Annotated in this window: 12 protein-coding genes and 1 pseudogene; 8 read left to right on the top strand and 5 right to left on the bottom strand. The window is 67.6% G+C overall.

Features of this window, described 5'->3' with window-relative positions:
* Positions 1-152: 152 nt before the first annotated feature.
* The 6 genes from AC1D2F_RS05770 (at position 153) to AC1D2F_RS05745 (ending at position 7,215) form a co-directional block, all read left to right on the top strand.
* Positions 153-1,649, top strand: coding sequence for a GuaB1 family IMP dehydrogenase-related protein (locus tag AC1D2F_RS05770; RefSeq protein WP_364745936.1), 1,497 nt, complete (start codon positions 153-155; stop codon positions 1,647-1,649).
* Positions 1,650-1,970: 321 nt separating this feature from the next.
* Complete coding sequence (locus AC1D2F_RS05765; protein WP_364745939.1) at positions 1,971-3,308, top strand: hemolysin family protein; 1,338 nt, start codon at positions 1,971-1,973, stop codon at positions 3,306-3,308.
* Positions 3,305-4,369 carry a hemolysin family protein gene (locus AC1D2F_RS05760; protein ID WP_229995931.1) on the top strand — a complete coding sequence of 355 codons (1,065 nt, stop codon included), beginning with the start codon at positions 3,305-3,307 and terminating at the stop codon, positions 4,367-4,369. Before AC1D2F_RS05765 ends, AC1D2F_RS05760 begins: the two co-directional genes overlap by 4 nt.
* A 130-nt stretch (positions 4,370-4,499) precedes the next feature.
* A complete protein-coding gene (locus AC1D2F_RS05755) occupies positions 4,500-5,459 on the top strand; it encodes a metal ABC transporter solute-binding protein, Zn/Mn family (protein WP_476966383.1) in 960 nt (319 codons plus the stop codon).
* A gap of 49 nt (positions 5,460-5,508) precedes the next feature.
* The gene (locus AC1D2F_RS05750; protein ID WP_229995933.1) at positions 5,509-6,324 is read left to right on the top strand and encodes a metal ABC transporter ATP-binding protein; all 816 of its coding nucleotides are present in this window, start codon (positions 5,509-5,511) and stop codon (positions 6,322-6,324) included.
* Positions 6,325-7,215: a metal ABC transporter permease gene (locus AC1D2F_RS05745; RefSeq protein WP_229995934.1), complete on the top strand. Its 891-nt coding sequence runs from the start codon at positions 6,325-6,327 to the stop codon at positions 7,213-7,215.
* A gap of 10 nt (positions 7,216-7,225) precedes the next feature.
* On the opposite strand, the gene AC1D2F_RS05740 is transcribed toward AC1D2F_RS05745, so the two are convergent.
* Entirely contained in the window at positions 7,226-7,687 is a 462-nt protein-coding gene (locus AC1D2F_RS05740) for a Fur family transcriptional regulator (protein ID WP_229995935.1), read from the bottom strand.
* A 135-nt stretch (positions 7,688-7,822) separates the two neighbouring features.
* On the opposite strand from AC1D2F_RS05740, the gene AC1D2F_RS05735 reads away from it, so the two are divergent.
* Complete coding sequence (locus AC1D2F_RS05735) at positions 7,823-8,479, top strand: MBL fold metallo-hydrolase (RefSeq protein WP_229995936.1); 657 nt, start codon at positions 7,823-7,825, stop codon at positions 8,477-8,479.
* Position 8,480: 1 nt separating this feature from the next.
* Here AC1D2F_RS05735 and AC1D2F_RS05730 read toward each other — a convergent pair whose 3' ends face one another.
* Complete coding sequence (locus AC1D2F_RS05730; RefSeq protein ID WP_229995937.1) at positions 8,481-9,614, bottom strand: PLP-dependent cysteine synthase family protein; 1,134 nt, start codon at positions 9,612-9,614, stop codon at positions 8,481-8,483.
* A 48-nt stretch (positions 9,615-9,662) separates the two neighbouring features.
* Here AC1D2F_RS05730 and AC1D2F_RS05725 point away from each other — a divergent pair, with 48 nt between their 5' ends.
* Positions 9,663-10,535 (top strand): sulfurtransferase, encoded by an 873-nt coding sequence (locus tag AC1D2F_RS05725; protein ID WP_476966382.1) that lies wholly within the window; start codon positions 9,663-9,665, stop codon positions 10,533-10,535.
* Between the two features lie 71 nt (positions 10,536-10,606).
* Here AC1D2F_RS05725 and AC1D2F_RS05720 read toward each other — a convergent pair whose 3' ends face one another.
* The 3 genes and pseudogenes from AC1D2F_RS05720 to AC1D2F_RS05710 all read right to left on the bottom strand — a co-directional run bounded on the left by AC1D2F_RS05720 (position 10,607) and on the right by AC1D2F_RS05710 (position 13,872).
* A complete protein-coding gene (locus AC1D2F_RS05720) occupies positions 10,607-12,223 on the bottom strand; it encodes an HNH endonuclease (protein ID WP_476966381.1) in 1,617 nt (538 codons plus the stop codon).
* A 3-nt stretch (positions 12,224-12,226) separates the two neighbouring features.
* A complete protein-coding gene (locus tag AC1D2F_RS05715) occupies positions 12,227-12,547 on the bottom strand; it encodes a hypothetical protein (RefSeq protein ID WP_476966380.1) in 321 nt (106 codons plus the stop codon).
* A 126-nt stretch (positions 12,548-12,673) separates the two neighbouring features.
* Positions 12,674-13,872, bottom strand: a pseudogene (locus tag AC1D2F_RS05710) (IS110 family RNA-guided transposase).
* Positions 13,873-13,919 lie beyond the last annotated feature (47 nt).

Here is a 13,919-nt window from a genome sequence, read left to right as displayed (position 1 = left end):
GGCCCCGACGCGGTGCCTTGCACTGTGCCATAGACGGTGCCCTACACGGGGCCGGACGCGGTGCCGGTCCCGCCGGGAACCGCCCTAGAATCAAAGAAGAACCCCTTCGGCGCCGACGGCGCCAGCTGGGGGTGCCAGCATAAGGAGCAGCCGTGCGTTTCCTGAATGAGCCCACCACCGATCTGACTTACTCCGACCTCTTCCTGGTGCCGTCGCGGTCGGATGTCATCTCGCGCCTGGACGTCGATCTCGCAGCCGATGACGGGACCGGCTCGGCGATTCCGCTGGTGGCGGCGAACATGACGGCGGTGACGGGGAAGCGGATGGCCGAGACCATGGCCCGCCGCGGCGGTCTTGGAGTCCTGCCGCAGGACGTGCCGCTCGATGTCATCCGGGATGTCACGGCCTGGATCAAGGGGCGCCACCCGGTCCTGGAGACCCCCGTCACGCTCGCGCCCACAGACACCGTGATTGATGCCCTCCACCTGATGGGCAAGCGGCCGCACGGCGCCGTCGTGGTGGTGGATGAGGCCGGCGCTGTCGCCGGTGTTGTCCGGGCCGCCGACTGCGAGGGTCAGGACCGTTTCGCGTCGCTGGCCTCCGTCATCCGCCACCAGCCGCTGGTGCTGGACGCCGGGTTGCTGGATGCCGGATCGTTTGGCGGCGGACCGGCGGCGGTCCCGGCGGATGCTTCCGGTTCGGTGAAGGCCCTTCGCCGCGCCTTTGAGGCGATGGATGCTGCCGGGACAGACTACGCACCCGTGCAGCAGGACGGAGTCCTGGCCGGTGTGCTCACGCGCAAGGGCGCACTGCGCTCCACGCTCTACCGGCCGTCCCTGGACGACGAGGGCAAACTCAAGGTGGCTGCTGCCGTCGGCATCAACGGTGACGTGGCCGGGCGGGCCGCCGAGCTGCTGGCGGCCGGCGTGAACGTGCTGGTCCTCGATACCGCGCACGGGCACCAGCAGAAAATGTTCGACGCCCTGGCTGCCGTGAAAGGACTCAACCCCGGCGTGCCGGTGGTCGCCGGCAACGTCGTCACCGGCGAGGCCACCCGTGAGCTCATCGAGGCCGGGGCGGACATTGTCAAGGTCGGCGTAGGTCCGGGCGCCATGTGCACCACGCGCATGATGACGGCCGTGGGCCGCCCGCAGTTCAGCGCCGTCCTCGAATGTTCCGCCGCGGCGCGGGAAGCCGGCGGCCGGGTGTGGGCCGACGGCGGGGTCCGCTACCCGCGCGACGTCGCCCTGGCCCTGGCCGCCGGGGCCAGCCAGGTCATGATCGGCTCCTGGTTTGCCGGCACCCACGAAAGCCCCGGGGACCTGCAGCTCGACGCCGCCGGCCGGCAGTACAAGGAGAGCTTCGGCATGGCGTCCGCCCGGGCGGTGCAGAACCGCAACCAGCGCGAGGGCGCATTTGAAAAGGACCGCAAGGCCCTGTTCGAGGAAGGCATCTCCACGTCCCGCATGTACGTGGACGCGGCGCGGCCCGGCGTCGAGGATCTGCTGGACATGATCACCGCCGGCCTGCGCAGTTCCATGAGCTACGCAGGCGCCGCCGATCTCGCCGCTTTCCGGGAGCGTGCCGTGGCCGGCATCCAGTCCGCGGCCGGGTACGAGGAAGGCCGGCCCGTCCCGCAGAGCTGGTGAGTCCGGCGCGGCCGGTGACGCGGGCGGGCGGGGGCTGGCGGCGGCCGCTCCTGTAGACTGAAATTCTTATGGACAGTAAATCTAGGTGCCGGCCTGGGGGCTGTCAGCGGAGAACGGAAACCGTTCCCGCGCAGTCCACCCGCAGAGCCGGCAAACCCCGTTCACGTGCCCATCATTCTCCGGCCACACGCCACACCGGAGCTTTCCAGGAAACAGGGTCGGCCGCCGCCGACCATCCTCCGCCGGGCAGACCCTTCCAGCATTTACGGTCCCTGCAGCGGTTCCTGCCATGTGCCGCAGCTGCGGAAGCGGGCCGCTGAGATGGAATGGCTACTCCTTGCAGCAGGCCTCCTGCTCATCCTCGGCACCGGGTTCTTTGTTGCCGTGGAATTTTCCCTGGTCGCCTTGGACCAGGCCACCGTGCAGCGCGCCGTGGACACCGGCGACACCGCCGCCGAGCCCCTGCTCAAATGCCTCAAGTCACTTTCCACCCAGCTCTCCAGCTGCCAGCTGGGCATCACCATGACCACGCTGCTGACCGGCTACGTCATGGAACCCTCGGTCGGTGCGCTGCTCCAAGGCCCCCTCACCGCGCTCGGCGTCCCGCCGGCGGCGGCTGTTTCCTTGTCGCTGGTCCTCGCGATGGGGCTCGCCACCCTGCTCTCCATGCTGATCGGCGAGCTGGTGCCCAAAAACATGGCCATCGCGCTGTCGTTCCCGATCGGCAAGGCCGTCGCCCGGCCACAGCTGGTGTTCACCGCCATCTTCAAGCCCGCAATCGTGGTGCTCAACGGTTTCTCCAACAAGGTTCTCAACATCTTTGGCCTGGAGGCCAAGGAGGAAATCTCCGGTGCCCGCACGCCGGCCGAACTGGCCTCACTCGTGCGCCGCTCCGCGGCCATGGGCACGCTCGACGCCGGAACCGCCAACTTCATCGCCCGGACCCTGAAGTTCTCAGGGCAGACGGCGGCGGACGTCATGACGCCCCGTATCCGGGTGGAGACCATCGACGCCGACCAGCCGGTCTCGGACATCGTCGAGGCCGCCAGGCGCACCGGCTACTCCCGCTTCCCCGTGATCGGCGATTCCTTCGATGACATCCGCGGCGTAGTCCACATCAAGAAAGCCATTGCCGTCCCCTCCGGCAAACGCGCCAAACTGCAGGTCGGAGCCATTATGACCGATGTTCTGCGGGTGCCCGAAACCATCCATTTGGACGCACTGCTGGCCGAACTGCGTGAAGGCAACCTGCAACTGGCCGTCGTCCTGGACGAATACGGCGGAACGGCCGGCGTCGCCACCCTTGAAGACCTCGTGGAGGAAATCGTCGGGGAAGTGGCCGATGAACATGACAAGGTCCGGCCCGGGCTGCTTCAGAGCGCCTCGGGGGACTGGTATTTTCCCGGACTGCTCCGGCCCGATGAGCTCTCCGAACAGATCCCGGGCCTGACCGTACCCGACGAGGCTGCCTACGAAACGGTGGGAGGCTACGTCATGAGCCAGCTCGGCCGCATAGCTGCAGTCGGCGACACAGTCGACGTCGCCGGCGGGACACTCAGCGTGACCCGCATGGACGGCCGCCGCATCGACCGGATCTGTTTCCGTCCCACCCGGGTACCAGACGACGGCCAGCCCGCCAGCCAGGCCGGTGCCGCATGAGCGACTGGGCAGGAATCCTGTGGCTCGCCTTCCTGCTGGTGGGCAATGCCTTCTTCGTGGCAGCCGAATTTGCCGTCATGTCCGCCCGCCGGAGCCAGATCGAACCGCTGGCCGAGGCCGGCTCCAAGCGCGCGCAGACCACCCTGCGGGCCATGGAAAGCGTCTCCCTCATGCTGGCCTGCGCCCAGCTCGGCATCACGGTCTGCTCGCTGCTGATCCTGCTGGTGGCCGAGCCGGCGATCCACCACCTGCTGGCGGTTCCGCTGGAAGCGCTGGGCGTCCCGGTGGGGGTCGCCGACATTGTGGCCTTCGCCGTCGCATTGCTGGTGGTGACGTTCCTGCATGTCACGTTCGGCGAGATGGTGCCCAAGAACATCTCCGTGTCAGTGGCGGACAAGGCGGCGCTGCTGCTGGCGCCGCCGCTGATGTTCATCGCGCGAATGGTCAAGCCCGTCATTGCCGCGCTTAACTGGTCAGCAAACCACATCCTGAAGCTGATGCGGATTGAGCCGAAGGATGAGGTCACCTCCTCCTTCACCCTTGAAGAAGTGCAGTCCATCGTGCAGGAATCCACCCGCCACGGGCTCGTGGACGACGATGCCGGTCTCATCACCGGTGCGCTGGAGTTCTCTGAACACACGGCATCCACCGTCATGGTCCCGCTGGGAAAGCTCGTCATGCTCAAGGCCGCCACCACACCGGCGCAGTTCGAAAAAGCAGTGAGCCGGACAGGGTTTTCGCGCTTCCCCATGCTCGATGACGACGGCATGCTTGCCGGGTACCTCCACATCAAGGACGTGCTGACCATCCCGGACGACCGATACCGGGAGCCCATTGCGGAAAGCCGCATCCGGTCGCTGGCGAACCTCGCCATGGACGACGAAATCGAGAAGGCCATGTCCGTCATGCAGCGCACGGGTTCGCACCTTGCCCGCGTGATCGGCCCCGACGGGCTGACCCAGGGGGTGCTGTTCCTGGAGGACGTGATCGAGCAGCTCGTCGGCGAAATCCGGGACGCGACGCAGGCCACCGGCTACCGCAGGCTGGGCCAAGACCAGTAGCGCGTTGCCACTAGCGGGCGGGCGGCAGTACGGCATGCCGTGTATCCCTAAATAGGAATGATTCCTATTTAGGGATACACTCGGGCTGTTGCTATTGCTCCTGATTCTCAATAACAGATCCGAGGTTCCCGTGCGCCGTCCCGCTGCCCGAGCCATGCTGGCAGGTCTCGCCGGCTTAGGCCTCCTGCTCACCGCGTGCAGCCCGACGGCGGGCAGCTCGCGCGGGACCGCCGGCGACGGCGTGGTCGACGTCGTCGCCTCCACCAGCGTGTACGGCGACATTGTCTCCAGCATCGGCGGCGACAAGGTCCGGGTCAGCTCGATCATCAACCGCACCAGCCAGGACCCGCACTCCTACGAGGCCACCACCCAGGACAAGCTGGCCGTCTCCAAGGCCGAGCTCGTCGTGGAGAACGGCGGGGGGTACGACGCCTTCATCGACACGCTGGCAACCGACACGGGGCTGGAGCCCGGCAACATCATCAGCGCCGTGGACGTCTCCGGCCTCGCCACCGAAAGCCCGGCAGCGGCGAGCCCCGACTCCGCCGGCCACACCCACGAGCACACCGGGTTGAACGAGCACGTCTGGTACAGCCTGCCGGCCATGTCCCGCCTCGCGGACGCCGTCGCGGACAAGCTGGGCGCGCTGGAACCGGCCTCGGCGCAGATGTTCCGGACCAACGCGGCAGCCTTCAAGGACTCTCTCGGAGGCCTGGAAACCAGGCTCGCCGCGATCAAGTCCTCGGCGGGCCATGTGCCCGTGGCCGTCACCGAGCCCGTACCCCTGTACCTGCTTGAGGACGCCGGACTGGAGAACGAGACCCCGGCCGAGTACACGGCGGCGATCGAGGAAGACGCCGATGTCCCGCCCGCAGTGCTCAAGGCCGCCGTCGATCTCGTGGCATCCCGGGGCGTCCGGCTGCTGGCCTATAATACCCAGACCGAGGGACCGCAGACGGTGGCGCTGAAAAGGGCCGCCGAGACCGCGGGCGTCCCGGTAGTGAACTTCAGCGAAACCCTCCCGGACGGCCAGTCCTACCTGCAGTGGATGACCGGGAATGTGGAGAGCATCGGCAGGGCCCTAGGATGATCGCAACAGCGGGAGCAGCCGTCTCCGCGGAAAATCGAGGAAACCCCATTTGACACCGGTAGTGAGCCTCCGCGGCGCCTCCCTGGCGTTCGGCCAACGGACACTGTGGGAGGGCCTGGACCTGGACATCAACCCGGGTGAATTCTTTGCCGTGCTCGGTCCGAACGGCAGCGGCAAGACCACCTTCCTGAAGGTCCTGCTGGGCCTGCAGGAACTGAGCACGGGAACTGCCGTGCTCGACGGCCATCCCGTTGAGCGGGGAAGCCGCCGGATCGGCTACGTGCCCCAGCAGAAATCATTCGACCCCGATACGCCCCTGCGCGCCCGCGACCTCGTGGCCCTCGGCGTCGACGGCCACCGCTGGGGCATCCGCCTGGGCGGGGCAAAAGTGAACCGGAAGGTCGATGAGCTCCTCGATCTCGTGGGCGCCACCGACTACGCCAAGGTGCCGGTGGGGCAGCTCTCCGGCGGTGAGCAGCAGCGCCTGCGCGTGGCCCAGGCCCTCGCGGCGGATCCCAAAGTGCTGCTGTGCGACGAGCCGTTGCTGTCCCTCGACCTTCAGCACCAGCAGGGCGTCAGCGCACTGATCAACAAGCAGTGCCGTGAGTCGGAGAGTGCCGTGGTGTTCGTGACCCACGAGATCAACCCGATCATGGATTACGTGGACCGGGTCCTTTACCTGGCCGGCGGCCGGTTCCGGGTGGGCACCCCCGCTGAGGTCATGACCACCGAGGTGCTTTCCGACTTGTACGGCAGCCATGTTGAAGTCATCCAAGCCAATGGCCGGCTGATCGTTGTGGGGCTGCCGGACGGCGCGACGCACCACCACGAGGACGCGCATTCTGTCGCAGGGGAGGCGGGCTAAATGGATCTGGGCAATCTGCTGCATTCAATCTTCAATTTCGAAAACTACGCCGAGCTGCTGGTCCTGGTGCAGAACTCCATCTGGGCCGGCGCCGTCCTCGGTCTGCTGGGCGGACTGATGGGCACCTTCGTGATGAAACGCGACCTGGCTTTTGCGGTCCACGGAATCTCGGAGCTGTCCTTTGCCGGGGCGGCGTTCGCGCTGCTGATTGGCGCGGACATTATCCTCGGCTCGCTGGCAGGATCGGTCATCGCAGCCGTGGTGCTGGGCGTGATGGGTGTCCGTGCCCGGGACAAGAACTCGATTATCGGCGTCATCATGCCCTTCGGGCTGGGCCTGGGCATCCTCTTCCTGTCCCTGTACGAGGGCCGGGCGGCCAACAAGTTCGGCCTGCTCACCGGACAGATTGTGTCGGTCGGGACGGTCCAGCTGCAGGTCCTGGCGGTCGCCGCCGTCGTGGTGATGCTGGCGCTGGTCGCCATCTGGCGGCCGTTGACCTTTGCCAGTGTTGACCCCGACGTCGCCACCGCCCGCGGCGTGCCGGTGCGAGCCCTGGCCCTGGGTTTCATGGTGCTGCTGGGAATCAGCGTGGCGCTGTCCATCCAGATTGTGGGCGCCCTGCTGGTGCTGGCCCTGCTGATCACGCCCGCGGCGGCCGCCATGCGCGTCACGTCCTCGCCCCGGCTGGTGGTCACGCTGAGCATCGTCTTCGCGATGGCGGCGACCGTCGGAGGCATCCTGCTGGCTCTCGGCGGCCGGCTGCCGATCAGCCCGTATGTGACCACGCTGTCCTTCGTGATCTATGTGGCCTGCCGCATGATCGGCAACGCCCGGGCCAAGCGGGGGCTGAACGGCCGGATTGTACGCACCACGACGACGGCGGTGGCCTGAGCCGGCGGGGCTACTCGCCGGCCGTCAAAGCCGTGCATTCCGGGCACAGCCCGAAGATTTCCACGGTGTGCTCCACCGCGGTGAATCCGTGCTCCCGCGCGATCCGCGCGGCCCAGGCTTCCACCGCCGGGGCTTCCACTTCCACGGCCTTGCCGCAGTTGCGGCACAGCAAGTGATGATGGTGCCCGGTGACGGCGCAGCGCCGGTAGACCGCTTCGCCGTCGGCGTTGCGCAGGACATCCACCAGCCCGTCGTCGGCGAGGGACTGCAGGATCCGGTAGGACGTGGCGAGGGACACCGCGGTGCCACGCTCCTGGAGGATGCGGTGCAGTTCCTGGGTGCTGACGAAGTCCGCCAGATCGTCCAGGGCGGCGCTGACGGCGAGGCGCTGCTTGGTAACGCGCTGCTCCTTGCCCTGCACCGGTGCCGAGGCCGGAGTCCGGCTGCTGCCGGCGGTAGTGCCTTGGGACATCGTGGAACTCGCTTCGTCAAAGGATGCGCGGGTGGGACTCGCTGAGGTGTGGTGGCAATGTCCAAGATTACCAGCGTCCAAGATTGCCAGCAGCGCTCCGTGGACACTGTGGCGGCTGGTGCCTAGGCTGGCCGGATGAAGCTGACCAAATTCACGCATGCCTGTGTCCGCCTCGAGCAGGACGGCCGGGTGTTGGTGTTTGACCCGGGAACTTTTTCGGAGACGGACCGGGCCCTGGCCGGAGCCCATACAGTCCTGATCACCCACGAGCACGCGGACCATGTGGACGTCGACGCCGTCGCCGCGGCGTTGCAGTCAAACACTGACCTTGAGCTTTTCGCCCCGGAGGCGGTGGCCGCTACGCTTCGCGGCAAGGCGCCCGACGCCGGGAGCCGCATCCATGCGGCGGCCGCGGGCGAGGAATTTGAAACCTCCGGCTTCGCGGTCAGGACATATGGTGGCCAGCACGCCCTCATCCACCCGCAGATCCCCGTCGTGGCCAACGTCGGCTACCTGGTGGATGGCAACGTCTACCACCCCGGGGACTCCTTCGCGATCCCCGACGGCGTCGAAGTCAAGACGCTGCTTGTACCCATCCACGCCCCGTGGAACAAGGTGGGCGAAGTGGTGGACTTCGTCATCGGCGTCCGCGCCCCGCAGGCCTTCCCTGTCCACGACGCGCTCCTGAACGAGCTGGGCCGCGGCCTGGTGGAGGGGCATGTGACCCGGATCGGCGCCAAGTACGGCACAGAGTACCGGCACCTCTCCAGCGGCGATTCAGTGGAGGTCTAGCCTAGGCCGGCCAGACGCCGGTTTGGAAGAACTCGCGCAGCACGGCCTCGTGAGGCTCGGGATCCAGGCCCTGGGCGTCCAGCCACTCCGGGTTGTAGTAGTTCCCGGCGTAGCGGTCCCCGGCGTCGCACATGAGCGAGACAACACTGCCGCGCCGGCCCTCCGCGATCATCCCGGCGATGAGCTGCCACACGCCCCAGAGATTGGTGCCGGTGGACGGGCCCGCGTGCAGTCCGGCATGTTCCCTCAGGTGTCGCATGGCCGCCACCGACGCAGCGTCGGGAACCTGGATCATGTGGTCGATCACGGCGGGCACAAAACTCGGCTCCATCCGCGGCCTGCCGATGCCCTCGATGCGTGACGGCAAACCGGCCGCCGTTGCGACAGTAGCTGTCCCGCCGGTTGCTGTCCCGGGAGCGGGACTTCCGCCGTCGGGCCTGCTGTTCCGCCAGCCGGGATAAAACGCGGAATTTTCCGGGTCGACGACAGCGAGCCTGGTCTCGTGGCAGTGGTACCGCAGGTACCGGCCGATCGTGGCGCTGGTCCCGCCGGTGCCGGCTCCGACCACAACCCAGCGGGGGACCGGGTGCTCCTCCAGTGCCAGTTGGCCGAAGATCGACTCGGCGATGTTGTTGTTCCCGCGCCAGTCCGTGGCACGTTCGGCGTACGTGAACTGGTCCATGTAGTGCCCGCCGGTGCTGCTGGCCAGATCCGCGGCCGCTTCGTAGACCTCGGACGCGTGGTCCACCAGGTGGCACGAGCCGCCGAACTGTTCTATCAGGGCGATCTTCTCGCGGCTGGTGGTCCGGGTCATCACGGCAATGAAGGGCAGACCGAGCAGTTGCGCAAAATAGGCTTCGGAGACGGCGGTGCTGCCGCTGGACGCCTCAACGATCGTGGTGCCTTCCCGGATCCAGCCGTTGACGAGACCGAAAAGGAACAGCGAACGCGCCAGCCGGTGCTTGAGGCTGCCCGTGCGGTGGGTGGATTCGTCCTTCAGGTACAGCTGCACGCCCCAGTGGTCCGGGAGCGGCACCGAATACAGGTGGGTGTCGGCAGAGCGGTTGTTTTCGGCGTTGATCCGGCGGACGGCCTCGTCGGCCCAGGCCCGGTCCTGCTGGTGCGCGGTGTTCACCGCTACAGCCTACCGGGGGCGGCGGGACGCCGAAGATAGAGTGGGGAAATGGACACCCTTCTCGATGCTGCTGCCCTCAAGGACCGGCTGGACGGCGCCGGCGGAACCGGCCAGCGCACAGTGCTCCTCGACGTTCGCTGGGCGCTCGGTGACCCCCACGGTCACGACCACTATCTGCGCGAACACATCCCTGGAGCTGCCTTCGTGGATCTCGCCACCGAACTCGCCGGACCCGCGGAACCGCGACGCGGAAGGCACCCGTTGCCGCCGCTGGAACAGTTCCAGAAGTCCGCGCGCCGCTGGGGCATCAACGACGCCGACGCCGTCGTAGCCTACGACGACAGCGGCAACATGGCCGCCGCCCGGCTGTGGTGGATGCTGCGCAACGCCGGCTTCCGGCAGGTTCACCTGCTCGACGGCGGCCTGGCCGCCTGGCGTGCCGCCGGGTTCGAACTTGCGGCCGGATCCGAACAGCCCGTACCGGGGAACGTCACCCTGTCCGCCGGCGCCATGCCCGCAATTGACGCAGGACAGGCCGCCACCTGGGGGCGGCGCGGCTTGCTTCTTGACGCCCGGGCGGCCGAACGCTACCGCGGGGAAATCGAACCCGTGGATCCCCGCGCCGGCCATATTCCGGGCGCCGTGAGCGCCCCCACCACAGGAAACCTGCAGGCTGACGGGCGCTTTCTGGCCCCGGCGGAGCTCCGGGAGCGGTTCGAGCGGCTCGGCTACAGGGCAGACGTTCCCACCGCCGTGTATTGCGGTTCCGGCGTGACAGCGGCCCATGAAATCGCCGCCCTTGAGATCGCCGGCTTTTCCGCTGCCTTGTACCCGGGATCGTTTTCGGAGTGGTGTCACGGAGCCGCCAACGATGTTGTCATTGGGCCGGAACCCTACGGCGGGGACGAGGCTTCACAGTAGGCGCCGGCAGGAGCAATGGTCAGGTCACGGGTAGCAGCAACGCCCCAAGCCCCTCGGGCAGTCTGTGATTTCTAGGCTGCGGCCGCTTCTTTGAGCCGGCTGTGTATCAGAGTTTTGGCCTGGTGACGGAGCTGGCGCCGACGGCGGGAGCCCGGCTGATCCGTGGCTGATCGGCGGAGCGGCGTTCCGGGCAGGGGTGGTGCTGTGGAGTGGTAGGTGTGGCCGGTGGGGGTGGTGAGTTCGATGGTGTGCCTGTGTCTGTCCCCGCTGCCGGAGGCCGATCCGGGATCGGCTGCGGGGCGGGCGGTCCAGCCGGGGGTTTCTTTGGTGTGGTTGCAGGCTTCGCAGAGTCCGGCGCCGTTGGTCTGGGTGGTTTGGCCGCCGTGGTGCCACGAGATGATGTGGTCCATGTGGCGGATCGGCGCGTCGCAGTAGGGCGTGCGGCAGGTGTCGTCGCGGGTCTGGATGAGGCGGCGGAGCCCGGGCGGGAAGATCCGGGCGCGGGAGTCCATCGCGACGAGCCCGCCGGTGCCGGGGTGGGTGTAGAGCCGGCGGACCCAGACGCCGAACGCGGTGTTATCCGCGATCCCGTCCGCGCCGCTTGGTTTAGAGGGACTGCCGGGTCCCGGGGAACCGCCGGCTATGCCACCGGGGCTTGTGCCCGGGTCGGGCGCGCCGCCGCCGGGTTCGGGGGGACCGCTGGTTGACTCGCCGGGTTCCCCTGGACCATGTTGTCCGGGTGAACCGACGCCGAATGTGCTGTCGTTAGCCGCTGTGCCGTTGATCAGGCTGCGGGCCCAGCCGGCCGGGACGGTGCCGTAGCCGGGGAGCCGGGCCGGTTCGGCGTCGGCCTGGAAGAGGGTGCGGTCGGTCATGACGAGCTGGATTTCGACCCCGGTGATCCCGCCGGGGGTGCCGGTGCTGCGTTCGACCAGGGTGTCGGCCATCAGCTGCCCGCGGCCCCGCTGGTCCCCGCTGTTCCTGAGGGTGTCGGCGTGCCGGGTCAGGGCGGTGTAGACGCCGACGCCGGCGGTGACCGGGAGCAGGGCGGTCAGATAGCACATGGTGTCCGGGGCCGGGCGGAGGCTGACGTGCCGCTCGGTGGCGGCGTGCGCGGCGCGTTCGGTCACGGAGCGCGGGTCGAGCCGGTACGCGGCGGCCCGTGCCCGGCCGGTCAGGGACCGGTCACCCACCCCGTCGAACGTGCCGGTGTCCGCGGCGAGGTCCGCGTCGACTACAGCCCGGTCCGCGGCGGYCAGGCAGGCGGTTTCGCGSACGAKSAGGGTGGCGCGCCATTCGTTGAGCTGTCCGGTCTGCAGSGCGGCGAGGGTGTGCGGCATYTCGGTGACCAGGGCTTTGGCCAGGCCCAGGAGCCGGCCGCCCCTGGCCGGGGATTCGCGCCGGGCGAGGGCGACCTGCGCGCCGACCCCGGCGCCGAGTTTCTCGGCCGGGATCCCGGCGGCGGTCTGCTCGTGGCGTTGGAGCAGGTCGAAGGCGACTGCGTGCCGGGCCTGCCGGGCTGCCATGGCGGACTTCAGGTCCTCCAGGTCCCGGATCTCGTCGATCAGTGCGGCGGCGCTGTCCGGAGCCGGGAGGAAGGCCAGGATCCGGGCCAGTGCAGCGACCGTCACAGAACTTGCCGGTGCCGAGTCTGCCGGAACCACTTCGGGCCCCTGATTGCCGTCCATGAATCAAGTGTCCCTGCGGGCTATGACATTTATGGTCCGCCGGAGCCGTTCCACCGCTTCGAAAGCCATCGGCGACCTTCCCGGTCCGAAAGTCACTCCCGAAACGCTGCCCAGGAAAACGTCGAGCTGAAGACGCGTCAGCAATGCGTCGATCGCAGAGCGCAACTCGTCAAGCTGTCGGTACTGTTCGATTATCCCGGCGCGATCCTCGGCCTGACGCACGTCCCGGAGCACGCGGGCGCAGAGTGCGAGCAAATCCTGGAGGTCGTCGTGACTGCGCCCTGCCACTGATGAAGCCACGTCGGGCCCCTGATTGCCGTCCATGTTTCAAGTGTCCTTTGGGGGTCTGACAAAATAGACCGGTCGCCAGTTGCGACGGCAGCCGCTCGCAGGGCGGCTGTAGAAGGCCTCCGGCGCACGTGGCCCACGGGGGGTGTCCCTATGCTTTGGTCAAGCGGCCTGGGCGGGTTTTTCCTCATAGAGGGTGCCGTGTTTGAGCATCGAGTAGATGACGTCGCAGCGGCGCCGGGCCAGGCAGATGACGGCGGCGTTGTGTTTCTTTCCCTGTGCACGTTTCTTTTGGTAGTAGGCCTTTGACGCCGGGTGGTGGCCGCTGGCGATCCAGGCGGATCTGAAGAGTGCGTTCTTGAGCTGTTTGTTCCCTGAACGTGCGGGGAACTCACCGCGGATTGAGGTTCCGGAGCGCCGTGTCACCGGGGCGATGCCGGCGTACGCGGCAAGGTGTCCGGCGGAGGTGAATGTGCCGGCATCCCCGATAGTCAGGAGTATGGTCGCTGCGGTCTTGATGCCGACTCCCGGCATGGACATCAAGACCTGGGAAAGAGGGAAGTCATCGAGCAGTTTTTCGACTTCTTCTGCGACGATGGCGCGTTGGTGTTTGAGTTCCTTGATCTGGGCGGCGACGCGGGGATGACCAGTTCGACGGCTTCGGTGCCGATCACGGTGACGGTCTGCTCGCCCAGTGCCGAAAAGACCGCCTCGATCAGGTTCACGGGGTCCTTGCGGCTGTGGTTCCTGGCCCAGCGCAGCACGTTGGATCGGCCCGCGGCACGCAGGCCGGTGGGTCCGGAGTACTTGATGAACAGCTCCAGCACCAGCGACCGGGTGAGCACGGTTCCCGGGAAGACACGCTCCAGGGCGGGGAAAATCTGCAGAAGCAGGGACCGCAGGCGGTTGATTGCCCTGGTGCACTCGTGGGTCAGGTCGGCGTCGAATCCGGAGAGCACCTTCAGCGCCGCGAGCACCTCGCTGTCCCGGTCAACGGCCCGCAGCGTGTGTGGCATCGCCCGGGCTGTCTCGGCGATGATGAACGCGTCCCGGGCGTCCGTCTTGGACTTGCCGGGATACAGATCGGCGGCTTTGCGCATCGCCAGGCCGGGCAGGTAAGCGACAGTGCAGCCACAGTCACGCGCCACGGCTATCGGGAGTGCCCCGATGGTGTTGGGCTGGTCCACGATCACCAGCACCCGGCCGTGCTGCTGCAGGCCGGTGAAAAGCTCGCGCAGCCGCGCCTCGTCCTGGGGCAGCGGCTTATCGAAGACCCGTTCACCAGCGGCATTCAACGCGGCGGCGTGATGCTCGGACTTGCCGACATCAAGTCGGCAGTAGACCTCGTATCCTTCGTCCATCCGGCGCTCCTTTGCACCACTACCTGGCCGCAGTCACGACACCCGAT

The organism is Arthrobacter sp. P1_B3, assembly GCF_056406615.1.
Note: the sequence above shows the minus strand (reverse complement) of the source record. Positions and strands in the feature narration are given on the sequence as shown.